We start from the raw sequence: 21074 nt of genomic DNA, 5'->3' as shown, positions 1-21074 counted from the left end.
TTTGTTCCAAACCAGAGCAGAATCCAGAACTTATTGTCCTTATATGCGAACAATACATTCATGGAAAAGGCCGAAATCGAAGGGCTGTGGACCCACATTCACTGGTTGTCGGTGCTGGAAGAACAAGGCACCTACACCGCCGCCGCTGCACGGTTGGGGGTGAGCAAATCGGCGGTCAGCCAGCGCATCTCCGATCTGGAAAAAGCCACCGGTACGCGTCTGGTGACCCGCACCACCCGCAGCGTGCGGTTGACCGAAGCCGGGGTGTCATTGACCCGTGAAGTGCGCAGCGCCTATGCGCAGATCGCCCGCAGCTTCTCGTCGGTGCGCGACTCGGTGGGCGAAATTCGCGGCCTGGTGCGCCTGACTGCCCCGGTGGCGTTTGCCCGGCAACAATTGGTGCCGCACCTTTCCGGTTTTTTGCAGCAGTACCCGCAAGTGCGCGTCCAACTCGACGTGTCCGATGCCTTGAGTTCGCTGGCGGCCGAAGGTTACGACCTCGCGGTGCGCCACGGCTTCCAGGTGCCGGAAACACACGTGGCGTGGAAGCTGTGCGACACCACCTCGGTACTGGTGGCCACCCGGGACTACCTGCAACACCACGGCGAACCGCGAACTCCGGCAGACCTGGGCGCCCACAACTGCCTTTACTACCCACGGGGCAGCGACCAACCGGCCTGGACCTTCGAGCGTGGCAGCAAAAACATCGAGCGCATCACCGTGCCCATCGCCGGCAGCTTTTCCACTAACAACAGCGAAGCCTTGCGCGACGCGGCGCTCAACCACCTGGGCATCGCCCTGCTGCCGGACTTCAGCGCCCATGCCGCCCTGGCCAGCGGCAAGCTGGTGCAGGTGTTGAAGGGCTGGACGCTCAAGGGTGCGTTTGCCGATGAAATTTATCTGATTCGGCCCTATTCGCCTCATGTGCCCAAATCGGTGACAGCGCTGGTGGGGTATTTGAAGGAAAAACTGTCGAGCGGGTTTCAGTTCACTGGCGGCTGATGAAGGCTCTTGTAGGAGCGAGCTTGCTCGCGAAAAACCCATAGGCGCCGCGTTTATTCAGGAAACACGCGTTATCGTTGACGTTTTTCGCGAGCAAGCTCGCTCCTACAGAGGACAGTGACCCAATCCTGTTGAATTCTTGCCTGATCCTCTGAACTTGAAGGCGATTGCATAGATAGCTGTTGCGCGGTGGTCTAGAGTTCGACGATGGGCGACGTGCAGTCGCACCACTCCTATAAGAATTTTGCAGCACCAACCGATGATCAGCAGGTGAGCCAGCCATGGAATTACGTATTAACCAAAAGGCCTATCAAGTCGAGGCCGAGGCGGACACGCCGTTGTTGTGGGTGATCCGCGACAACCTGGGCCTGACCGGCACCAAGTACGGCTGCGGCCTGGCCCAGTGCGGCGCCTGTTCGGTGCTGGTGGACGGCAATGTGGTGCGCTCGTGCGTGACGCCGGTGGCCGGCGTGGTCGGCCGCGAGATCACCACCATCGAAGCCATCGAGGCCGATGAGGTAGGCAAGCGCGTCGTCTCGGCCTGGGTCGAGCACCAAGTGGCGCAGTGCGGGTACTGCCAGTCCGGGCAGGTGATGGCGGCTACCGCGCTGCTCAAGCACACCCCTGCTCCCTCCAAAGCGCAGATCGATGCGGCAATGGTCAACCTGTGCCGCTGCGGCACTTACAACGCCATCCATGCCGCCATGGATGGCCTGGCCGCCGGGAAGGAGACTGCCTGATGAAGATGTCCGAGATCCTGCCCGACGTTAAATTTGAAGCGCCGATCAACCTGTCGCGTCGGCGTTTTCTTGCCAGTACCGCCGTGGGTGCACTGGTGATCGGCTTTGGCTTGCCCCTGGGCACGTCACGGGTGCAAGCCGCTACCGGCGCCGCTGAACGCGGCACCCAGGTACCGGCGTTCCTGGAGATTCGTCCGGACGGCAGCGTGCGTCTGCTCAGCCCGTTCATGGAAGGCGGCCAGGGCACCCACACCGCCATGGCACAAATTATCGGCGAAGAGCTGGATGCCGACCCTGCCACCTTTATCGTCGAAGCCGCCCCGCCGGGCGAAGCTTACGTGGTGATGGAAAACGGCCTGCGTATCACCGGCGGCAGCATGTCGGTGCGCATGAGTTACCCGACCATGCGCCGCCTGGGCGCCCTCGCCCGCGCCATGCTGATGCAAGCCGGCGCCGAGCAACTGCGCGTACCGCTCAGCGAGTTGACCACCCAGCCTGGCCGCGTGGTACACGCCGCATCAGGCCGCTCCGTGGGTTACGGCGAGCTGGCCGGTCGTGCCCTCGACATGCCGGTGCCCGACCCTGCCACCATCACCCTGCGCGATCCGAGCCAGTTCCGTTGGATCGGCAAGCCGGTTAAACGCCTGGACGCTTATGACAAGTCCACCGGCAAGGCGCTTTACACCATCGACCTTAAAGTCGACAACATGCTCCACGCCGCCGTCCAGCACGCACCGCGCCTGGGCATGAACGTGGGCAGCCTGCGTAACCAGGCCCAGGTCGAGGCCATGCCGGGCGTGCATTCGGTTCACACCTTGCCAGGCGCCGTGGCCGTGGTTGCCGAACGCTGGTGGCACGCCAAGCGGGCGGTGGAAGCGATCCAGGTGCAATGGCAGGAAGCCTCTGCCAACTCGACCGTACGGGCGATGCCGGCGGATTTCTCCAGCGACAAATACCGCGACTTCCTCGCTACCCAGCAAGGCCCGGCACGCGACGACGAAAACCAGGGCGATGTCGCCGGCACACTGGCCGGCGCCAAGACCCGAGTCGAGGCCACTTACCATAACCAATACCTCAACCATGCCCAACTGGAGCCGCCTTCAGCCCTGGCGCGCTTTAACCCCGACGGCACGCTTGAGGTGTGGCTGCCCAACCAGGCGCCGGATATGTTCCGTGCCGATATTGCCAAGCGCACCGGCCTGAGTAACGAGCAGATCACCCTGCACTCCCCGCTGCTGGGGGGCTTTTTTGGGCGGCATTTTCTGTACGACTCGGCCAACCCGTATCCGCAGGCCATCGCGCTGGCCAAGGCAGTTGGCCGCCCGATCAAGCTGATCTGGAGCCGTGAGGAAGAGTTCCTGCGCGATGTGCTGCGCCCGCTCGCCGTGGTCAAGTTCCGCGCTGCGCTGGATGACAAGGGCCTGCCGGTGGCTATCGAAGCGGTCAGTGCCACCGAAGGCCCGACCGAAGCCCTCAGTGGTAAACAGGGTGAGCAGATCGACCCTACCGCCCTCGAAGGTTTGTCGGGCAAGAGTTATGCGATCCCCAACAAGCGCATCGCGCAGATTTACGTCAAGGGCGCGCCGATGCTCGGCTACTGGCGTTCGGTGGGTAATTCCCTCAATGACTTCTTCTACGAGTCATTTCTGGATGAGCTGGCGGACAAAGGTGGCCACGACCCGTATGAGTTGCGCCTGCACCTGCTGCGCGACAACCCGCGGCTGACCACCTTGCTGCAAGCGGTGGGCGAGCTGTCCGGTGGCTGGAAGCGTGGCCCCTACACCGCAGAGGACGGCACGCGCCGCGCACGCGGGGTGGCCATGGCTTCGCCCTTTGGCTCGCACGCGGCGGTCGTCGCCGAAGTGTCGATCGAGAACGGCCAGGTCAAGGTCCACCATATCTGGGAGGCCATCGACCCGGGCAGCATCGTCAACCCGGCGATCATTCAAGCCCAGGTCAGTGGCGCGGTAGCCCTGGGGCTGTCGCAAACGTTGCTGGAGGAAGCGGTGTACGTGAACGGTATGCCACGGGCGCGTAACTACGATCTGTATCCGATCCTGCCGCCCTCGCGGATGGCGCAGGTCCACGTGAAGATCATTGAGAGCGGCGAAAAGATGGGTGGCATCGGTGAACCGCCATTGCCTGCCGTGGCACCGGCGGTGGTCAATGCGGTGGCACAGTTGACCGGCCAGCGCATCCGCAGCTTGCCCTTGAGCCGTCACACCTTCAGTTAACCCACAGGGAACGCCCATGAACAACCGCCGATTCGCAAGAACCGCAGGCTGGCTGGCGCTGCCCTGCCTGGTCGCCGCAGGCCTGCTGGCCTGGTACGTGACCCGCGAGCCCGCCTCGCCGTTTGAACAGCAACAGGCCACCAGTTTCGACCCGGCTTTGGTCAGTCGCGGCGAATACGTCGCGCGGGTAAGTGACTGCGTGGCTTGCCACAGCCTGGCCGGCAAGCAGCCCTTCGCCGGTGGCCTGGAAATGGCCACGCCATTGGGGGCGATCCACGCCACCAACATCACCCCCGACCGCGAGCATGGCATAGGCACCTACAGCCTGGCCGACTTCGATCGCGCTGTGCGCCAGGGCGTTGCACCGGGCGGCCGTCGGCTGTACCCGGCCATGCCCTACCCGTCTTACGTAAAACTCAGCGACGACGATGTGAAGGCGCTGTATGCGTTCTTCATGAAGGGCGTGCAACCGGCCAACCAGCCGAACATCCCCAGCGATATTCCCTGGCCGCTCAACCTGCGCTGGCCTATCGCCCTGTGGAATGGCCTGTTTGCGCCCACCGCCACTTACGCCGCCAAGCCCGACCAGGACGCGCTGTGGAACCGTGGCGCCTATATCGTCCAGGGCCCCGGCCACTGCGGCAGTTGCCATACCCCGCGTGGCCTGGCCTTCAACGAGAAAGCCCTGGACGAATCGGGCGCGCCATTCCTCGCCGGTGCACTGCTCGATGGCTGGTACGCCCCCAGCCTGCGCCAGGATCCCAACACCGGCCTGGGCCGCTGGACCGAAGCGCAGATCGTGCAGTTCCTCAAGACCGGGCGTAATGCCCATGCCGTGGTCTACGGCTCGATGACCGAAGCCTTCAACAACTCCACGCAGTTCATGCAGGACGATGACCTGGCCGCTATCGCCCGCTATCTCAAATCCCTGCCCGGCGACCCACAGCGCGACGGCAGCCCCTGGCAGTATCAGGCGGTGACGGCGAGCCAGGATGCCCCCGGCGCGTACACTTACGCGACCCGCTGCGCCTCGTGCCACGGGCTCGACGGCAAAGGCCAGCCCGAATGGATGCCGCCCCTGGCCGGCGCTACGTCGGCGCTGGCCAAGGAAAGCGCCTCGGCGATCAACATCACCCTCAACGGCTCACAGCGCGTTGTAGCCGCCGGGATGCCGGACGCGTACCGGATGCCGGCGTTTCGTGAGCAGTTGTCCGATCAGGAAATCGCCGACGTGCTGAGCTACGTGCGCAGTACGTGGGGCAACAACGGCGGCGCCGTCGATGTGAAGGCGGTGGGCAAGTTGCGCGGGCATACCGATCCGGCGAGCAGCAGCCCGATCATCCTGCATATGCGCTGAGGTAAAAAGTGCAACGCTTCGGACCATTGGCGGGCCGGGGCGTTGCATACCGCAGAGAACAGGCTCCGCGACGGGTATTTCCGATATTGAGCTTATAGCTAAATAGTTTTCCACTGAACCTGGCAGGTCATCCGCACCGCGACTAACCTCACCTCAGTGTCAGAAAGGACTCAACCCAGCAGCCAAGGAGGCTAACCCCGTCCAACATCATCCTGATGCCCTCCAACCTTGTGTTGGCAGTTACAAACAAGATATCCCATCTAATAAGTGATGTAGGTCAGTGTGCGACAAACCGCTCACTCACTTGACAGCAGTCAGTAAACGGGGCGCGAGGCGACCCGTTTGATTTCTGGGTTCACTATCGCCTCTCAGCAGTGCAATCATCTCAAGTAATAAAAACCTGTCGCGAAGAGACAGGGCTGACGTGTACTCATTCCACCTAACTGCAACAGCAGGAGATAACCATGAGACAAGTTCAAAAAATCACCGTCAACAATAAGGGCGGTTACGTATTTAACTTCAAGGTCCAATGGCTCAAGAGCGACGGCAAATGGTACACGTCCACTTGGAACAGCGGCGACTACCCGGTGGCGCAATCTCGGACCACACCAAACCTGGAAACCATCGGCGTACCGCCCGACGCGCTGGCCGTCACGGTATATGGGCATGCACTGGCGGGGTCATCCGGCCAAGGTACGCCGTTTGTGGGGTATGCAGCCAATGGCCAGATCGCGACCTATGATGCAGTAGGAACAACTATCATTGGGTTCGCAATTAACTTGATCGAATAACCTACGTTCTTTTCCGTTGGATACCCGGAACCAACTTTTCGTGACTTGCCGTTAGAAGTTGGCGCCGGCGTTCCTTTTTAACACCCCACCCATCTCATATTAAAAACCACGTAACAGGAAACCAACATGAAACAAGTCGAGCGCATTGGTTGCCTTAACAACGGCATTTTCGTCATGAACTTTTCGATTCAGTGGCTGGATTCGACAGGCCAATGGCATACCTGCGATTGGAACAGTGGCAACTTCGAAAATGGTTTATACAAAGTCAGCCCTTCACTGGCATCACTAGGCATTCCGGCGGATGCAATCGGCGTCGCTCCTTATGTGTCCGCCGTCGCCGGCATCCAAAATCGGGGAGAGCCGTTAGTCCAAACAGCCAATAACGGCAGGCTGGCCGCCTATGAAGTAACGGGCACGACCCTGAACTTCAAGGTTCAGCCGCTACCGTGGAAAAACTGGGCCCAGAACATCGTCGATACCCTGGAAATCGATGGTCAAGGCTACTTCTCCCCCACTCATCTCGCCGAGCTTCAAGACATCATTCGCCAGGCCGACGCGGCGGGCGCGACGGTGCGCGTATCGGGCCAACGGCATGCACAGCCGGCCCTGGTTGCCGAAGACAATCGCAGCGTCCCAAACCCCCGCCGCTGGCTTATCGACCTGTCCTGTTATGCAGACTTGGGGCTCCATGGAGATCAGTCAATGGTGCTCAACGCCACCGAAAATACGATCACCGTGAACACCGGCGTGCGCGAAGATGAGCTGGATGCCTTCCTCACCGCCCATGACATGATGCTACAGACCGCCACCGCCGGCGGCTTCTTCAGCCTCGGCGGGATGACAGCCGTCGATGTCCATGGGGCCACGATCAACGCACCGATCTTTGCGGAAACCGCCTCGGCGTTCACCCTTATGGGGCCGGACGGTCAGGTGCGTATCATTGATGCGCAAACGCCTGCAGTCAGCGGATGGTCGCCCTTGCAGTTCGCGCGCGTGTCTCTGGGTGCATTGGGAATCGTCACCTCCGTCACCCTTGAGGTATTGCCACGCCCATGGGCCACGACATTGAACTCAGGCAAGGAAAAGAATATTGTCTGTGACAACGAGCAAGCATTCATCGCCCGGTTCAAAGCGCTGCTCACAGAGCATGACCGCGTTGAGTCCTTTCTCAATCCCTACACCGACAACTTCCTGGTGTTGTGGTGGGACGTGGTTGCATCGCCTGCGACGCAGGTTCCAAACCTGAAGAAAAACGTACCGAATGCGTGTGCCCTCGCGGGAGAAAACGTGTTCGGGGCGCCCTACCTGATACCGTTTGAACCCATCGTCGAGCCTCCCCTCATCGCTGCTCAGTATGGCGGCAACACCACAACCGCGAGCGCGATCATTGATGCAGGGTTCCTCACCATCGAAACGCTCTTCGATGAAGCCGCGGCGGTCTACTCCGACTTGTGGCTGACCAAAGCTTCACGCGTCATTTTCATGTCGTACTTTATCGAGCTACCGGCGCTGGATGACAGTGGCCTGAGTAAAGCCTGGCAAGGGCTTGATGCGGTGAGAACACGTATCAAGGGCTCCAGCGACTTCCTGGTCGTTGCCCCGCTGGAGTTCCGCTTTGTGCGGGGCGGCGATACGGCATTGGCCGGGACATACACGCAAACCCCCAATGCCACTTTCGTAAACCTCGACCTTATCGGGTACGTGCCTGCTACCCCGGCATCTGATTACCCGGGTCGCCTGCTGGATTTTTTTGCAGCTATCGAAAGAGCCTGGGTTGACCTGGGAGGGATGCCCCATACCGGCAAAATGTTCGCCTTCTATGACCCCACTCAACCCTCGCAAACGTCCTCCGCCCCCTTCAACCCGGCCTTTTTGAAGAACCTTGCACGGCACCGAAGCCAGAGAACCGACGCCTTCAACGCCTTTCGCAAGGTATGCGACCCAAAGGGAGTTTTTTACAACACTTTTGTCGCCACGCTGCTGGGAGACTGAACAACCTCAAGCGCTCTTTTACTTGCTTTGGTCGGCCTTGCCTTCCTGCATCTGCACCGAGGACTTGCTGCCGCTGGTGTTGTCTTTGGTGGTGTTATTGGAACTGTCGAAACAGCCGTGGAGCATGAACGCACTGCAAAGGCCCAGGCACATATAGAGCTTCTTCATGAGGTTTCACCTATAACGGATAGATAAGGCAAGCGTCAGCCATACCCAATATGGCTGACGCAGGTGATCAGGGTTCAACAAATAGATGGAGCCCCTGACGAGTGGTTTGCCATCAACTCGCTAGCATTTACGTACAACCTATTTGAGCTAACCTTGATCCGTTCAAGCCTGCTATCCGGTGACCCCATGGACACGTTGACCAAAGCGCAAATCCAGCGCGCGCTTGCGAGGCGGCTGCGCAACTGCCGTGTCTCCTGCACGATCAATCCGGATAACAGCCTGTCGGTGACGGTGCTCGCGCCCGATGCCAATCAGTTCACCATTGCCAACATCAACCGTGCTCTTTATCACGGCGAGTCAGGGATCAATCGGCTCGTTCGGGAAATCCTCGAAGACATGGTGGTTTCGCGACAATCATCCCGCCTCTCCTCCGTGGAGTAATGCAAAACACAACGAGGCTTGCCATGCACGATGATGCTGTTAACCCCTTTCAACGCGTCAAAATCGACTACCTGCAAGACACGCTCCTCGGCGTGAACCCCCTTTCTTGCGAGTGCATGGCAAAGGTTGTACAAGCGGGTGCGAGCGTTTCGCTGCAAATCCTGGCGCCGTGGCCGGAGCAATTATTGAAGGCCCACACGGTTTCGATCAAAGGCGAAAGCTGCACTTATCATGGCATTGTTGTTGACGCCAGTAAGAACGACGCCAGTGAGCTGCTGTTGAATATCGAACTGCAGGGCTAGCGGCCCGCTAACCCCGCTCCCCCGCCAAGGCCCGCTGGTGAAAATGCGGCAGCCATTTCAACGCATGCAGCGCCGCATACAGCTGCACCTGCTCCCGGGTGCCCATGAAACGCTCTTTGCGACTGAATACACTCAACGCCTTCCCGGCTCGATACGCCCAGGCAAAACAAACGGTCCCGGCCGGAATACCGTCCTTGTCGTCAGGCCCCAGCAAGCCGGTGGTGGCGACTGCGATGTGCGCCGAGCTGTCTCGCAAGGCACCTTCGGCCATTTCGCGGGCCACCTCGCAACTGGTGAGGTTGAAGGTTTCAATCGTGTACGCACGCACGCCCAATAAGCGTTGTTTGGCTTGCGGTGAGTAGACGACATAGCCGCTCTCGATACATGCCCCACCGCCCTCGATTTCAGACAGCAGCGTGATGATCTTGCCTGCCGTACACGACTCGGCGCTGGTAAGCGTAAGCTCGCGGGTTTTCAGATAGTCGATGGTGGAGGCGGCGATGGACATGGGTTCTATCCTCCTGCACAGGGCGCTCACAACGTTGCAAGGTAGTCGGCAAGGGTCAGCGCGCAGGCTTGAATCGCACCGTCGACCACCAGTTCATAACCATGGGTGTTCTCCGTCGGGATCGCCAGGCAACCCGCACAAGGCGAAGTGCCGTTGCTCATGACGGCATTGGCGTCCGACGCGAAATCCACCAGTAGCGCGTATTGAGGCGCATAACCACAGCGTTGCGCAGCCGCCGCGAGGCCAGTGACTTGGGCGTTGTTGAACACTTATAAAAAATGACCCGGCACGCTGAAGGGTTGTTCCATAATCTTGCGCGCCGCCTCCCCCATATCCGGTTGAACACCCTCCTCGACAGGCTTTCTAGATGTTCTCTACAACTGCCCATGGAGGGAATCCCCAATGAACATCCACCGCCTGCAACCTGCGCTCCCATCGCTGTGCCTGGCCATTTGCGTCGCCTCGCTGACGGCTTGCGCGGGCAATGACTCAGCCTCCAACGTGGTGGCGCCGGGTGACGCCAAATCGCCAGGCACGCGAGCACTCGATACCGGTGCCGCGCTGCTGCAGTCGCGCCCGCCCATCGACGCGCTGAATGCCTATCTGGACGGCTTTCACTTCTACAACGGCCACCCCGACGTGCAGATGGAAGCGCACCACTACTGCGCCATCCTTAACGAGGAGGTGATCCAGTGCGTGATTTACGACGGCAACCGCAAGGACGCCAAGTTGATGGGCGTGGAGTACATCATCAGCGAGCAGTTGTTCAACAGCCTGCCGGCCCCGGAGAAGGCCTTGTGGCACAGCCATGTGCATGAGGTGAAATCCGGCCAGCTGGTCGCGCCCGGCATTCCCGCGGTGGCCGAGCACGCGCTGATGGAAAAACTGGTGCACACCTACGGCAAGACCTGGCACACCTGGCATACCGACCTGCACAAACGCCTGCCATTGGGTGTGCCTCAACTGATGATGGGCTTTACCGCTGACGGCCACGCCGATCCGAAGATGGTTGCCGAGCGCGATCAGCGCCTGGGCATCGACAGCACCGAGAAAAAGCGCTCACGCGCCGATATAGCCCCACCGGCAGTCGCACCCGGTGCAGATGCCTGGCGCCAGGGCACGATCATCCAGATCGACGACCCCACCGCAACGCCCCACACGCACTGACGGCGCCGCCGGGTCATTTGGATTGAACAATCACTGACCCGCGCTTGCCACACAAGAACCCGGGCGCATCCGCCGCCCTTTGCATGAGGTATTGCAAGATGTCTTACGACTATCAAGGCCCCGCCAGCATCATCACGGCTTCGCGCCACTTGGGAACCCAGGCGGATGAACGCCTTAACGAACACGTTGACGTAAATCTGACGAGTAGCGGCAAACCAACCCTGGTCCGCCTGGACTTTGACACTCCCCTGCAGTGGCCCGGCAATCCCAACTTTGTCACGGTGAACATGCCGGACGGCACCTCCGTCAGCGGTGTAATCGCCGAAATAGAGCGGCCCGCTGACGGAGCCGGGTGGGTAACGTTTACCGTGGATGACTGACTGCCATACCGCCGCCCGCCCCCCATCGAATTGTCCGACAAGTTCTTTGAATTTTTTTTGACGCCAAATATCTGTAGTTCATGAGCATAGGGAGGCCTCATGAAAACCAACGAGCTATTTACCATCAAGTATCAACTTCACGGCGAGCCGAGGTCCTTTATCGTGCGTACGGCACGCATGAACAATGCCGAAGCATGGCACTGGGCCAGTTGCGATGCCGGCGTGGCGGTCATCCCCAGGTTCGGTCAAAACAACCTCAAGCGCGTGTCCAAGCCGATGGCGGAAAAATACGGCATTACCGATGTGCGCTGGTGCGGGGCAGAAGAAATTCAGTGGGCGGAGGGCGTTACACAATGAACAGTCAGGTGCTGGATTACACAACCAGGCAAACGTGGGATGAGGAGATTGCGCAGAACACCCAGATGTTTTTCGAAGCGGATCGACTGGATGCGCAGGCGTATAACATCATCGAACACTACAGCGGCGATGCAACGACCTGGGCGCGCTTCACGGAGGCGAAGAAGCGTGCGGATGCGCAGCGGACTGCGGCTTATCGAGAGTGGATGCGTATACGGCGTGCGATGAGAACGTAGGAGCGAGCTTGCTCGCGAAAAACGTTAACGATAATGCGTAAACCTGAAGGGACGTGGCGCTCGTGAGTCTTTCGCGAGCAAGCTCGCTCCTACAAAAAAGACACGCCCCGTCCGGGGCGTGTCAGTCAACAAAGCGTGGACTGGTTTGTCGCTATCGGGGGCATGGGTGTCTACACACCTTTGGTGTGACGCCGGACCTGTGGGAGGGGGCTTGCCCCCGATGGCGGCCTAAGAGCCGACCAGGATGCTGGACTTTGACCGAGTACATATCCGTTATTTGAGTCACGGCTGCTATTGGTTCCGCTTTTACAGCGGGTCACTTTGGAAAAGAGCCGGAATGCCGGCCCAGCCCAAAGTAACCAAAGGGCTCTTGCCCCACCACTCGGCACCTCGCTTAGGCTCGGTGTGCCCGTAATCCGCCATGGATTTGGGGGGCCGCCGCCACGCGCCATCCATGGCGCGGGGCGGCTAAACCGGCATCCCTGCCGGTTTACCCCCCAAATCCCTGTCGAATTCCGGCCAGCGTGGTTTAACGGGGCGCCTCAGATCAAAAGCAGATCAAGAGCAAGATCAAGAGCGGCTCGCTTCGCATCGTGGTTAGCGTCGGCAGTGGCTACAAAAGTTGTGTAGATACCCATCGCTATCGGGGGCAAGCCCCCTTTCACATTTTAACGCTGCTTGAATCAGGGGGATGTGCCGATTCAAAGAATCGGCTTGCCCCCCGTCACGCCATAGCGCTCGCCAGAGATGTAACTGCCTTCATCCGACGCCAGCAATACATAGATGGGCGCCACTTCCACCGGCTGGCCTGGGCGGCCCAGTGGCGTGTTGCCACCGAAATGCTTCACCGACTCCTCGGGCATGGTGGACACGATCAACGGCGTCCAGATCGGCCCCGGCGCTACGCTGTTCACCCGAATTCCACGCTCGCCCAGCATCTGCGCAAGGCCGGCGGTGAAGTTGGCAATGGCACCCTTGGTGGCCGCATAGGGCAACAGGGTCGGGTTGGGCATATCGGAATTGACCGACGAGGTGTTGATGATCGAACTGCCTTGCGCCATATGCGGCAACGCTGCCTTGCAGATGCGGAATATCGCCGTGATATTGACGTTGAAGGTTTTCACCCAATCCTCGTCGGGAATGTCCTCCAGAGACTTATAGGTCATCTGGAACGCAGCGTTATTGACCAGCACATCGATACGGCCGAACTTCTCGACGGTGTCATTGACGATCGCCGTGCACTGCGCCGCGTCGCCCAGGTCGCCGGGCAGCAACAGGCACTGGCGCCCTGCCGCTTCGACCCAGCGAGCGGTCTCCTTGGCGTCCTCATGCTCGTCCAGATACGACACCGCGACGTCCGCCCCTTCGCGGGCAAAGGCAATCGCCACCGCGCGGCCGATACCGCTGTCGGCACCGGTGATCAATGCAATCTTGTTGGCCAGACGGCCCGAGCCTTTGTAGCTTTGCTCACCGCAATCAGGCATTGGGTCCATCTTGCGCTGGTCGCCCGGAACGGGCTGCTGCTGGGGATTGAAGGGTGGTTTTGGGTAGTGGTTCATCGGATTCCCTCCTGTGTATGGATACTGTTGCGAGGGCGTGCCGAGCGCGATAGTTCAGAGAAATTTTCATAAAATCGGATAACCGTTGCCGACAGATTTCCCTTTTTGTTGTAGAAGCGAGCTTGCTCGCGAAAATCGTCAACGCAGACGCGTACTTTCTGAATGAACACGGCGCCTGAGAGTTTTTCCCGAGCAAGCTCGCGCCTACCGTTGCGTAATAAAAATGTGCTATCCCTATGCGCTAGGGACTCATACATGAACGTGAAGCCGGCACTCGCCACGTAGAAGAAAAAACCAGAACGCCCATGACTGAACACCGCTCCCCCACCGCCACAGAGTGGCTGATCCGCCAGGCCCAACCCGACGACGTACACGCCCTGGTTGAACTGGACGCCTACGCGGCTGCCCATGCCCACCGCCGCGTGTTTATCCACGACGCCGTGGTTAACCAGCAATGCCTGGTGGCAGCCAACGACCACGCGTGCGCCGGGTACCTGGTGCTCACCCACGACTTTTTCGATCACGGTTTTATTGCCCTTGTGGTGGTATCACCGACCTGCCAGCGCCAGGGTGTGGCCCTGCGCCTGCTGGCGGCGGCCGAGGCGGCCTGCAAGACGCCGAAGTTGTTCGCCTCCACCAACGCCTCCAACCACGCGTCCCAGGCATTGATGACAAAGGCCGGATTCATACCCAGCGGGCAAATCGAGAACCTCGACGAAGACGACCCCGAGTGCGTGTACGTCAAATTCCTGCGCTGATCTGCATCAGACCCAGGCCCAGGCGATCACCCACGCCGCCAGGTAAAGACCCACACCAAACACGCCGTGGTTGATCAGGCTGCGCAGTCGGTTCTTGCCTGGCGTCGGCGTCCTGGACGACGCAAACCCGGCCCCCATGGCCGGCTGTATCACAAACAGCGGAACGGCCACTGTCACAACACCCCACGCCAGTGCAGGTACAAAAGTCGGCGCCAGCAACCACGCATCGCCTTCAATCCACACCAGCACCCACGCGAACACCACTCCGGTGACGTAATGCGCGATCCAACCCAGGGCTACTTCACCTCGAACGGGAAGCGCTTGCCCAATGCTTGAGTGCGCAAATCGCCCCCGGCACGCATGGCCGACCCAACGGCCTACGAACGCAAAATTCAGGGTCGGAACGCCAAGCACCTTCATCAGCAGCATCCACATATCCATCACCACGGTAGCCCCTGCCCCCAACAACACCACCTGCGCAACCCCTTCCAACGCTGTCATACCTACCTCTTAGTCATGGACCCATTCAACCTGCGCAGGCATCATAGAAGTTGAAGTCAACTTCAAGTCAATGGTCTGCCAATGGATATCACCGAGGTCGTCAAACGCACGGGCATTGCTGCCCATACGCTGCGTTTTTATGAAAAGAAGGGGTTGATTACATCGACCAGCCCGCCCGGTGCTCGCCGTCATTTCGCAGCAGCGGTCGTTGAGCAGTTGGCGGTCATCGCCCTCGGGCAGGCGGGTGGCCTGTCGCTGGACGAGATACACGCCATGCTGTCACCCAATGGCCAGGCCAATGTGGATAGAGCGGTGCTGCTGTCCAAGGCCGACGAGATTGATGCCACGGTCAAACACCTGCAGGCGATGAGCCGGGGCTTGCGCCATGCGGCCGCCTGCCCTGCCCCCAACCACGCACAATGCCCGACTTTTCGCCGCCTACTCACCATCGCAGCAGCAGGAACCTTCAAGCGCGGCGGCGCCGGTCTCGCCAGGGTTCGGCCTGCTCACTCAAACACTGAGGCACTATGATTCGCCACTTTCAACCTGCCGACCTGGAACCCGTCCTGGATATTTGGCTGCAAGCGTCCATCCTGGCCCACCACTTTATCGACCCCGCCTTCTGGCATGACCAACTGGGCGCCATGCGCGAGGTCTACCTGCCCAGCGCCGTGACCCGTGTGTTTGAAGCCGACGGGAAAGTGCTGGGCTTCAGTTGCGTATATGAAGACACCCTGGCGGCGCTGTTTGTCGCGCCTGAGCATCAGGGCAGTGGTATCGGTACACAATTGCTCAAGGACGCGCAGGCAGCCAGAACCTCACTTCAACTGAGCGTGTATTCGCAGAATGTTCCCAGCCTTCACTTCTACAAGAAGCACGGTTTTATCGCACTCAGAGAGCAACGGGACGAACACACAGGTCACCCTGAAACAGTGATGGGCTGGGCGCCTGATGGATTATTTGACCCACTGCCCTGATTACTCCAACCCGTATTGCACTCGACCTTTCCCATAAACGCCGCCAGCGCCTCCGGATCAGGCAACGGCGCCGCGCTGATCAGCACGTTGGGCACATGGCACCACGCAAGCGCGGGCGAAGCGCGTTCGCCCTGACCATAGATCAACACATGACGAATCTGTGGGTTGTCCCTGATGAACCAGAGCAAATCGAACTTCACGCTGTGCGCCAGGGCGGCATTGATAATCAGCACATCCAGCGGCGTATCGCCGAACTCCACGGCACTGAAGACTTCATCCAGCCGATGTATCGGCGCGATACGGTAATAGCCCAACTGGTTCAACGCCCGCTCGATTTTCAAGCGAAAGAAGTGCTGCCCATCGGCAATCAGAATGCGTAGCGCTTTATTGGTCATGTTCCCACCGCTCACTGATAAATGATCGTGAAGGTTGCCGACGCATTCGCCGGCCCCGGCGTGACCTTGGCCCCGGTTTGCAGGTAGCGCGCTCGCAGTGGGATGGCATAGCTGCTTTCGGTACTCCTGAGGGTCAGGCCCGTGTTTTGATTGATCGCCAATGGCAGGGCAACGCTGTTGCTGGTAGCGACCTGAATGCCGACGCCCGTCGCGGCAGGCGCGGTGCCGGCCGCGCTCGGGTCGAGGCTCAGAATGCCGTTGCCTGCATTGATGGCCGTCCGAGCCGGGTCGATGCGGTATTGCAGTGTGTTGTTGACGCGGGTTCCGCTGGTGCCGGTGCCTGTGGGTGAGCTACCGCCTTGCGAAATCCAGCCGGGACCCGCGGCGGAGAATATGCCGTTGAACGCCGGGCAGTCATTTAGCGCAATGGAGAAGTCCGTCCAGCCGGTGGAGCTGTTGAGGCCAGTGAATTTGTTGACCAGGTGGGTGCCCATGGGCACCGAGACATCCGGTGTGCTGCAGGTGCGCGAGACGATCTGGATGCTGCCGGAAATGCCCATCCTGAAGCCGGTCATTCTGGCGTCGCCGAAATTGCCGAACAGATTCACGATCGGCAATGTGTTGCCCACCAGCACGCCCGGCGTCACCTCGCCGATCTTGATCAAGATCAGTTCAAAGTTCGAAGGCCCGTCAAACGGCACGATGCATCTGAAACCATCCGAACACGTGGTCCATGCCTTGGTGCTTTGCCTGGGCAGCGGGCCACCGTTGCTATTGAAAGCAACGCCCAATCCGGGAAGGCTGGTTTTGTAGACCTTATTGGCATAAGTGCCACTGGTCACATTGGCCAGGGCCTGGCTGGATTCAACGGTAAGGTCGGTCCACTGCTGAAACGGCGCGACAAGACATTCCAGCTTCACTGCCTGGCCCAAGGCCATACTGAACTTCTGACGGTAAACCTCAGTGCCCACCGGCACATCCCGCCCGACGGTGATAGCCGAGATTTGCAACGGCATGGAGCCCACGGCAGGCCGGGTACCTTCCATGTAGGAACAAGTGACCGCCATGGCCGTGCCGGCCGTGGCCCACAAGGCCACACCCAACAACCCCAGTTTGATCAAAGAGCCGATATTCATAACGCTACCTTTTGCTGGGTGTTGGGCTGCACGCTGTCAGCGACCTGTTTGCCGGCTGCACACACGGCGTCCACTTGTTGCAGTTGTTGCCCATCGCCGGGGCCAGGCGGGATCGTCAGCGCACACTGCTGCTGCGCCTGGCTGCCCCAGTTGACCAGCAAGCGGCGCGTTTCGGGTTTGATTCGCGCATACAGTTGACCGCCCTGCCCGACCACGCCCACGGTGGCCCCCTCGCCATCGGTCACGCCCGCGCCGAAGGGCAAGCTGCTGCCGTCGTCCAGGCGCACATTGAGCAACACCGCGCGGCCCTGGTTGGTGGTGTATTTGAGGTGCACGACTGCACCGGCACGCGGTGCGGTCTGTTGGCTGGTTTCACTTAGCTCTACGTCCAGAGAGCTGCCGATCGGGTCGATCGCCACCTCGTTCAATTCATACGGGCGCAGGTAGGGCACCACGGCGTTGCCGCTGCCGTCGAGCCTCAGGCCCGGATAGCCGGAGACCTTCGCGCCCTCGGCGCCTGGGGCGCTGACCACGGCCATGGTTTCGCCGCGATAAGGCGTCATGGTCACCCCGTCGGCATGGGCTACCATAGTGCCGCTGGCGCCCACCGACGCGCTGGTATAGCCATCGCCCCGGCCCAGGGCGGCACTGAGCATGGCGCGGGCGCCGGTGTACTGGCCGTTGAGGGCTGCGCTCTTGGTATTGCTGCCACCGTCATGGCCGAAGGTAGCGCCGTAGCCGTACTGGCGGTCCTCGCCGGCGGTGCCGCTGATACCCGCCTGCTCGCTGTAATGGCCTCGGGTGTCCCGGCCCAGCTGTGCCGTCACTTGCGGCCCATAGCCCGGACCGCCGAATTCCAGGGGCATGCTCATGGTCAGCAGAAAACTGTTTTCCATATCGCCCAGGCCCATCCGGCTGCGGTTGGCGTTCAGGCTGAAACTCACCCGGTTGAACTGCTTGCTGTAGCTGAACTGGTACTGCACGTCGCTGCCCTGCTGGTTCCAGTAGTTCTGGGCATAGCCGCTGATCGACACCTGACCCCAGGGCCCGAAGCTTTGGTCGGCGGTGACTGACAAGCGGCTGCGCGGGCGGCCGAACTCGCTGGTGTCCCAACCGTTTTTTTCGGCATCGAGCAGCTGCACGGCATTGCTGAAGTCCAGGTAGTCACGGGTAGAAAAACGATAGGCCGCTACCGAAAAGTTACTGCCGGTACTGAGGATGTTCTTGCTGTAGGACAGGCGCATGCTCTGCCCCTTTGCCCGGCCGGCAGCCAAATCGGTCTGCGCGTGCGTCACGTCCACCGCCATGGCGCCAATCGGCGTGCCGAACGCTACGCCTGTGAGGATGGCCGCGTAGTCATCGCTCGATTGCACACCGCCAAAGCCGGTGAAGGTGTTGTTCAGGCCATATTGCAGCGTGCCTTGCAGCAGGCGCGTCTGCTCGTCAACGAAGTTGTTGCGGGTTTCCCCGGCGGTGACACTGAAACGCGAGGTGCCAGGGCGCAGCAACTGGCTGACCGAGGCGTAGGGCACAATAAAGTTTTGTTCGGTACCGTCCGCCTCGGCCACGCTCACGTTGAGGTCGCCGCCGTAGCCGGTGGAGTACAGATCGTCAATCACGAAGGCGCCGGGGGCGACCGTGGTTTCCAGCAGCACGTTACCCGCCTGGCGAACGGTGACGCGTGCGTTGGTGCGCGCGATACCTCGAATAACTGGAGCGTACCCGCGCATGGAATCGGGCAACATGCGGTCATCACTGGCCAACTGCACGCCGCGATAAGACAAGGTGTCGAAGATCTCACCGCTGGTGTTGGACTCACCCACAGTCAGCTGGCTTTTCAGCGCAGTGATATCGCGTTGCGCGTAGCTGTCCAACGCCTGGTACTGGCTACCGTTGCGCGATTGCCAGCTCATCGAGGCATTGTGACGCAAGCGCCAGTCGCCCAGATTGAGGCCGGCATTGAGCCCCAGGAACGCCGAGTCATTGGTGCCGCTGCGGGTGCGGTTGCGATTGGCATTGAAGTTATAACTGAGCATCCCTGCAGTGACGCCACGGTCCCACAGCTCAGGGCTGACGTAGCCGCGCGAGTTACGCTTCAAGGCCGCCTGAGGGATGCTGAGGTCAAGTGCCTGGTTCTCCGGGGAGAAGTTCGCACTGGCGCCCTGAATCAAACTGCTCAACGCCGCGCAGCCTGGCCCCTCAAGCGCCTGGCTGGCTTCGGGTGACAGTTTGGCGATATTCACACCCTGGCGCTCAAGCAAGCCATGGTCCATGCACACCACCGGCTTGCTGCCGTCGGGCTGAGCCTCGATACGAATGTCCTGGCGACTGTTCAACTGGCCGTTGAGCATAACGTCCGCACGGTACTGCCCCGGGGTCACCGGGTTGCCGGCCTGGTATTTGCCGAGGTCAAGATTGCGTGAGTCTTCCGGCAGGAATGCATCGTTGAACTGCACCTCTTGCGCCAACGCGGCGTGGACGCCCCAGGCGCCTGGCGTGACGGCCAATACCTTGAGTATCAAGCGGGTGAGCGGATTCAGGGCGAAGCGAGGCTGCGCCCCCAGGAGCGGCCTGGAGCGGGAAGAGGTCTGCATAAATGACTCGCGGGTAAAGACGTCAGGAATGGTTCAGGGCTTGAGTGCTGTCCGAGTCGGGATCAGCGCGCCGTAATCGTTGATTGCGCTGAACTCCACCTGTGCGCCTGGGGCTGGTCGGGTTTTAAGAGTCGGCAGCGGGAATTGCCGGGTTTGACCCGGGCCCACCATGCCGTCCTCACTGCGCGCGCGGTGACCGCCGGCCACCAAATCCAGTTCGACGAGCGATACGTGAAACGCCGACGGGTTGAACGCTTGCAGGGCCAGGCCCTGGCCATCGCGGGCCGTCACCAGTTGCCACTGCACCTGCTCGATCGCTTCGCTGGCGGTGCCTGCAAGGCCCGTCGGGCGGTAGAACAATTTGATCCGTGAACGGAAGGCCATTTGCAGAGTATTCACGTCTGCCCCGGCCTCAGGTTTGGGCGGTATTTCCAGCACATTGAGCCAGAACACCGACTCCTTGTCCTGGGGCAGCGCTGTCCCGGTAAACAATACGCGCAGGCTTTGGCCCTTGGTCGGGTCGATACGCGCCACCGGAGGCGAAAGCAGAAACGGCGCCTTGGAGCTTGTGGGCGTGGACTCCACACTGCCGGTGTCAATCCACGCTTGCATCAACGCGGGTTGAGTACCGTTGTTATTGAGTTTTACTGTGACTTCTTTCTGGTCTGCCGGGTAGATCACGCGGGTGCCAGTGATCACCACACCTGCCAGCGCCTGGGAACACCCAAACGCGACAAGGCTTGCCAGAAGCATTTGTTTAAATGGAAGTATGCAAGGCATGACTTAGTCCCAATGCCGCCCCGAAAACACGCCCTTAAATAAACAACAGGGCGTGTAGTCATTACCGGCGACTTACTGATAATTGATGGAGTAAGTCACATTGGTGATAACGGTGCCCGGCGTGGTCGCGGCTTGGGCGTAGTATTGAACAGCGTACGGCAGGTCTGCGCTGAGTGCGGTGGCGTCGATATCGATACGGCTGGTGGAAGCCACTTGTGCGGTGTCACCGGCTTTGATGGACTTGCCATTGGATGCGTCGATCAGTTGCAGTTGGACCTTGGTAGCATCGCCACTGGTGTTCTTCAGATTACCGCTGGCCGGATCAACCGAGCCACCGGCTTCAAAGAATGCAGCCGCGGTTTTCAGCGCTGCCGAGCATTTGCTCAACTGAATGCTGAAACCGGTCTGGCCGGCCACCTGACCAGCCGAGGTCAAGGAGGCAGTGGAGATAGTCGGCAGCGTGACGGTGGTGCCTGCCGAGCCGGCTGCCCCATTCACTGCAACCTGGCAGGTCTCGGCCTTCAGTTCGCCTTTGAAATTGATGGTGCCATCCGAAGCCATGGCAGCGGAGGTGGCGGTGGCGGCGACCAATGCAGCGAGGACGCGGGCTTTGTAATTCATGAGTAACTCCGAGAGAGCGATAAACCAGGTAAGTGAAGAAGTTTCCGGTGCTGGAGAACTTCTGTGTTGTTGCGCAGT

General features: G+C 60.3%; 25 protein-coding genes. 15 read left to right on the top strand and 10 right to left on the bottom strand.

Annotated elements, in window-relative coordinates:
- Nucleotides 1-60 precede the first annotated feature (60 nt).
- The 6 genes from TX23_RS22740 (at nucleotide 61) to TX23_RS22715 (ending at nucleotide 8116) form a co-directional block, all read left to right on the top strand.
- On the top strand, nucleotides 61-1002 hold the full coding sequence (locus TX23_RS22740; protein WP_057704122.1) for a LysR family transcriptional regulator: 942 nt from the start codon (nucleotides 61-63) through the stop codon (nucleotides 1000-1002).
- Between the two features lie 281 nt (nucleotides 1003-1283).
- The gene (locus TX23_RS22735) at nucleotides 1284-1742 is read left to right on the top strand and encodes a (2Fe-2S)-binding protein (RefSeq protein WP_032876571.1); all 459 of its coding nucleotides are present in this window, start codon (nucleotides 1284-1286) and stop codon (nucleotides 1740-1742) included.
- Complete coding sequence (locus tag TX23_RS22730) at nucleotides 1742-3976, top strand: xanthine dehydrogenase family protein molybdopterin-binding subunit (RefSeq protein ID WP_057704121.1); 2235 nt, start codon at nucleotides 1742-1744, stop codon at nucleotides 3974-3976. Before TX23_RS22735 ends, TX23_RS22730 begins: the two co-directional genes overlap by 1 nt.
- A gap of 16 nt (nucleotides 3977-3992) precedes the next feature.
- Nucleotides 3993-5333, top strand: a complete 1341-nt coding sequence (locus TX23_RS22725) for a c-type cytochrome (RefSeq protein WP_057704120.1) — start codon at nucleotides 3993-3995, stop codon at nucleotides 5331-5333.
- A 464-nt stretch (nucleotides 5334-5797) separates the two neighbouring features.
- Nucleotides 5798-6124 (top strand): hypothetical protein, encoded by a 327-nt coding sequence (locus TX23_RS22720; protein ID WP_057704119.1) that lies wholly within the window; start codon nucleotides 5798-5800, stop codon nucleotides 6122-6124.
- 126 nt (nucleotides 6125-6250) lie between these two features.
- Nucleotides 6251-8116, top strand: coding sequence for a D-arabinono-1,4-lactone oxidase (locus tag TX23_RS22715; RefSeq protein ID WP_057704118.1), 1866 nt, complete (start codon nucleotides 6251-6253; stop codon nucleotides 8114-8116).
- Nucleotides 8117-8134: 18 nt separating this feature from the next.
- On the opposite strand, the gene TX23_RS28220 is transcribed toward TX23_RS22715, so the two are convergent.
- Nucleotides 8135-8284 (bottom strand): hypothetical protein, encoded by a 150-nt coding sequence (locus tag TX23_RS28220; protein WP_167346951.1) that lies wholly within the window; start codon nucleotides 8282-8284, stop codon nucleotides 8135-8137.
- A gap of 186 nt (nucleotides 8285-8470) precedes the next feature.
- On the opposite strand from TX23_RS28220, the gene TX23_RS22710 reads away from it, so the two are divergent.
- Together TX23_RS22710 and TX23_RS22705 are read left to right on the top strand one after the other, a co-directional pair.
- Complete coding sequence (locus tag TX23_RS22710; protein WP_057704165.1) at nucleotides 8471-8725, top strand: hypothetical protein; 255 nt, start codon at nucleotides 8471-8473, stop codon at nucleotides 8723-8725.
- 23 nt (nucleotides 8726-8748) lie between these two features.
- Nucleotides 8749-9027: a hypothetical protein gene (locus TX23_RS22705; protein ID WP_057704117.1), complete on the top strand. Its 279-nt coding sequence runs from the start codon at nucleotides 8749-8751 to the stop codon at nucleotides 9025-9027.
- Between the two features lie 7 nt (nucleotides 9028-9034).
- Here TX23_RS22705 and TX23_RS22700 read toward each other — a convergent pair whose 3' ends face one another.
- Together TX23_RS22700 and TX23_RS22695 are read right to left on the bottom strand one after the other, a co-directional pair.
- Nucleotides 9035-9535 carry a CinA family protein gene (locus TX23_RS22700; protein WP_057704116.1) on the bottom strand — a complete coding sequence of 167 codons (501 nt, stop codon included), beginning with the start codon at nucleotides 9533-9535 and terminating at the stop codon, nucleotides 9035-9037.
- 26 nt (nucleotides 9536-9561) lie between these two features.
- Nucleotides 9562-9804 carry a zinc-binding metallopeptidase family protein gene (locus tag TX23_RS22695; protein WP_057704115.1) on the bottom strand — a complete coding sequence of 81 codons (243 nt, stop codon included), beginning with the start codon at nucleotides 9802-9804 and terminating at the stop codon, nucleotides 9562-9564.
- Nucleotides 9805-9937: 133 nt separating this feature from the next.
- Between TX23_RS22695 and TX23_RS22690 the strand changes: the two genes are divergently transcribed.
- The 4 genes from TX23_RS22690 (at nucleotide 9938) to TX23_RS22675 (ending at nucleotide 11675) form a co-directional block, all read left to right on the top strand.
- The gene (locus TX23_RS22690) at nucleotides 9938-10702 is read left to right on the top strand and encodes an OBAP family protein (RefSeq protein ID WP_057704114.1); all 765 of its coding nucleotides are present in this window, start codon (nucleotides 9938-9940) and stop codon (nucleotides 10700-10702) included.
- A gap of 98 nt (nucleotides 10703-10800) precedes the next feature.
- On the top strand, nucleotides 10801-11082 hold the full coding sequence (locus tag TX23_RS22685) for a hypothetical protein (protein WP_057704113.1): 282 nt from the start codon (nucleotides 10801-10803) through the stop codon (nucleotides 11080-11082).
- 99 nt (nucleotides 11083-11181) lie between these two features.
- On the top strand, nucleotides 11182-11439 hold the full coding sequence (locus TX23_RS22680; protein WP_005787382.1) for a DUF6555 family protein: 258 nt from the start codon (nucleotides 11182-11184) through the stop codon (nucleotides 11437-11439).
- On the top strand, nucleotides 11436-11675 hold the full coding sequence (locus TX23_RS22675) for a hypothetical protein (RefSeq protein ID WP_057704112.1): 240 nt from the start codon (nucleotides 11436-11438) through the stop codon (nucleotides 11673-11675). Before TX23_RS22680 ends, TX23_RS22675 begins: the two co-directional genes overlap by 4 nt.
- Nucleotides 11676-12376: 701 nt before the next feature.
- Here the strand turns inward: TX23_RS22675 and TX23_RS22670 are convergent.
- Nucleotides 12377-13234 (bottom strand): SDR family oxidoreductase, encoded by an 858-nt coding sequence (locus TX23_RS22670; protein WP_057704111.1) that lies wholly within the window; start codon nucleotides 13232-13234, stop codon nucleotides 12377-12379.
- A 305-nt stretch (nucleotides 13235-13539) separates the two neighbouring features.
- Between TX23_RS22670 and TX23_RS22665 the strand changes: the two genes are divergently transcribed.
- Nucleotides 13540-13992, top strand: coding sequence for a GNAT family N-acetyltransferase (locus TX23_RS22665; RefSeq protein WP_057704110.1), 453 nt, complete (start codon nucleotides 13540-13542; stop codon nucleotides 13990-13992).
- 6 nt (nucleotides 13993-13998) lie between these two features.
- Here the strand turns inward: TX23_RS22665 and TX23_RS22660 are convergent, their stop codons facing one another.
- Nucleotides 13999-14493, bottom strand: a complete 495-nt coding sequence (locus TX23_RS22660; protein WP_057704109.1) for a DUF2938 domain-containing protein — start codon at nucleotides 14491-14493, stop codon at nucleotides 13999-14001.
- An 81-nt stretch (nucleotides 14494-14574) separates the two neighbouring features.
- Between TX23_RS22660 and TX23_RS22655 the strand changes: the two genes are divergently transcribed.
- A complete protein-coding gene (locus tag TX23_RS22655) occupies nucleotides 14575-15024 on the top strand; it encodes a helix-turn-helix domain-containing protein (protein WP_057704108.1) in 450 nt (149 codons plus the stop codon).
- Nucleotides 15021-15470 carry an N-acetyltransferase gene (locus TX23_RS22650; protein ID WP_057704107.1) on the top strand — a complete coding sequence of 150 codons (450 nt, stop codon included), beginning with the start codon at nucleotides 15021-15023 and terminating at the stop codon, nucleotides 15468-15470. The genes TX23_RS22655 and TX23_RS22650 overlap by 4 nt, the downstream gene beginning before the upstream one ends.
- On the opposite strand, the gene TX23_RS22645 is transcribed toward TX23_RS22650, so the two are convergent.
- The 5 genes from TX23_RS22645 to TX23_RS22625 all read right to left on the bottom strand — a co-directional run bounded on the left by TX23_RS22645 (nucleotide 15413) and on the right by TX23_RS22625 (nucleotide 20996).
- On the bottom strand, nucleotides 15413-15865 hold the full coding sequence (locus TX23_RS22645) for an ANTAR domain-containing protein (RefSeq protein WP_057704106.1): 453 nt from the start codon (nucleotides 15863-15865) through the stop codon (nucleotides 15413-15415). The two genes, TX23_RS22650 and TX23_RS22645, sit on opposite strands and share 58 nt — an antisense overlap.
- Nucleotides 15866-15876: 11 nt before the next feature.
- Nucleotides 15877-17001 carry a fimbrial protein gene (locus TX23_RS22640; protein WP_057704105.1) on the bottom strand — a complete coding sequence of 375 codons (1125 nt, stop codon included), beginning with the start codon at nucleotides 16999-17001 and terminating at the stop codon, nucleotides 15877-15879.
- Nucleotides 16998-19595 carry a fimbria/pilus outer membrane usher protein gene (locus TX23_RS22635; protein WP_082629691.1) on the bottom strand — a complete coding sequence of 866 codons (2598 nt, stop codon included), beginning with the start codon at nucleotides 19593-19595 and terminating at the stop codon, nucleotides 16998-17000. Before TX23_RS22635 ends, TX23_RS22640 begins: the two co-directional genes overlap by 4 nt.
- A 33-nt stretch (nucleotides 19596-19628) precedes the next feature.
- Nucleotides 19629-20375 carry a fimbrial biogenesis chaperone gene (locus tag TX23_RS22630; RefSeq protein ID WP_057704104.1) on the bottom strand — a complete coding sequence of 249 codons (747 nt, stop codon included), beginning with the start codon at nucleotides 20373-20375 and terminating at the stop codon, nucleotides 19629-19631.
- A gap of 72 nt (nucleotides 20376-20447) precedes the next feature.
- On the bottom strand, nucleotides 20448-20996 hold the full coding sequence (locus TX23_RS22625; protein ID WP_057704103.1) for a fimbrial protein: 549 nt from the start codon (nucleotides 20994-20996) through the stop codon (nucleotides 20448-20450).
- Nucleotides 20997-21074: the final 78 nt, after the last annotated feature.

Origin of the sequence: Pseudomonas paralactis (assembly GCF_001439735.1) — a bacterium.
Taxonomy (GTDB): domain Bacteria; phylum Pseudomonadota; class Gammaproteobacteria; order Pseudomonadales; family Pseudomonadaceae; genus Aquipseudomonas; species Aquipseudomonas paralactis.
The sequence above is the reverse complement of the archived record's forward strand: the minus strand, read 5'-3'. Positions and strand labels throughout refer to the sequence as shown.

Bases quoted from the DNA above. Each gene is read 5' to 3' on its own strand.
- TX23_RS22740 (WP_057704122.1), top strand. From the start codon at position 61: ATGGAAAAGGCCGAAATCGAAGGGCTGTGGACCCACATTCACTGGTTG.
- TX23_RS22735 (WP_032876571.1), top strand. From the start codon at position 1,284: ATGGAATTACGTATTAACCAAAAGGCCTATCAAGTCGAGGCCGAGGCG.
- TX23_RS22730 (WP_057704121.1), top strand. From the start codon at position 1,742: ATGAAGATGTCCGAGATCCTGCCCGACGTTAAATTTGAAGCGCCGATC.
- TX23_RS22725 (WP_057704120.1), top strand. From the start codon at position 3,993: ATGAACAACCGCCGATTCGCAAGAACCGCAGGCTGGCTGGCGCTGCCC.
- TX23_RS22720 (WP_057704119.1), top strand. From the start codon at position 5,798: ATGAGACAAGTTCAAAAAATCACCGTCAACAATAAGGGCGGTTACGTA.
- TX23_RS22715 (WP_057704118.1), top strand. From the start codon at position 6,251: ATGAAACAAGTCGAGCGCATTGGTTGCCTTAACAACGGCATTTTCGTC.
- TX23_RS28220 (WP_167346951.1), bottom strand. From the start codon at position 8,284: ATGAAGAAGCTCTATATGTGCCTGGGCCTTTGCAGTGCGTTCATGCTC.
- TX23_RS22710 (WP_057704165.1), top strand. From the start codon at position 8,471: ATGGACACGTTGACCAAAGCGCAAATCCAGCGCGCGCTTGCGAGGCGG.
- TX23_RS22705 (WP_057704117.1), top strand. From the start codon at position 8,749: ATGCACGATGATGCTGTTAACCCCTTTCAACGCGTCAAAATCGACTAC.
- TX23_RS22700 (WP_057704116.1), bottom strand. From the start codon at position 9,535: ATGTCCATCGCCGCCTCCACCATCGACTATCTGAAAACCCGCGAGCTT.
- TX23_RS22690 (WP_057704114.1), top strand. From the start codon at position 9,938: ATGAACATCCACCGCCTGCAACCTGCGCTCCCATCGCTGTGCCTGGCC.
- TX23_RS22685 (WP_057704113.1), top strand. From the start codon at position 10,801: ATGTCTTACGACTATCAAGGCCCCGCCAGCATCATCACGGCTTCGCGC.
- TX23_RS22680 (WP_005787382.1), top strand. From the start codon at position 11,182: ATGAAAACCAACGAGCTATTTACCATCAAGTATCAACTTCACGGCGAG.
- TX23_RS22675 (WP_057704112.1), top strand. From the start codon at position 11,436: ATGAACAGTCAGGTGCTGGATTACACAACCAGGCAAACGTGGGATGAG.
- TX23_RS22670 (WP_057704111.1), bottom strand. From the start codon at position 13,234: ATGAACCACTACCCAAAACCACCCTTCAATCCCCAGCAGCAGCCCGTT.
- TX23_RS22665 (WP_057704110.1), top strand. From the start codon at position 13,540: ATGACTGAACACCGCTCCCCCACCGCCACAGAGTGGCTGATCCGCCAG.
- TX23_RS22660 (WP_057704109.1), bottom strand. From the start codon at position 14,493: ATGACAGCGTTGGAAGGGGTTGCGCAGGTGGTGTTGTTGGGGGCAGGG.
- TX23_RS22655 (WP_057704108.1), top strand. From the start codon at position 14,575: ATGGATATCACCGAGGTCGTCAAACGCACGGGCATTGCTGCCCATACG.
- TX23_RS22650 (WP_057704107.1), top strand. From the start codon at position 15,021: ATGATTCGCCACTTTCAACCTGCCGACCTGGAACCCGTCCTGGATATT.
- TX23_RS22645 (WP_057704106.1), bottom strand. From the start codon at position 15,865: ATGACCAATAAAGCGCTACGCATTCTGATTGCCGATGGGCAGCACTTC.
- TX23_RS22640 (WP_057704105.1), bottom strand. From the start codon at position 17,001: ATGAATATCGGCTCTTTGATCAAACTGGGGTTGTTGGGTGTGGCCTTG.
- TX23_RS22635 (WP_082629691.1), bottom strand. From the start codon at position 19,595: ATGCAGACCTCTTCCCGCTCCAGGCCGCTCCTGGGGGCGCAGCCTCGC.
- TX23_RS22630 (WP_057704104.1), bottom strand. From the start codon at position 20,375: ATGCCTTGCATACTTCCATTTAAACAAATGCTTCTGGCAAGCCTTGTC.
- TX23_RS22625 (WP_057704103.1), bottom strand. From the start codon at position 20,996: ATGAATTACAAAGCCCGCGTCCTCGCTGCATTGGTCGCCGCCACCGCC.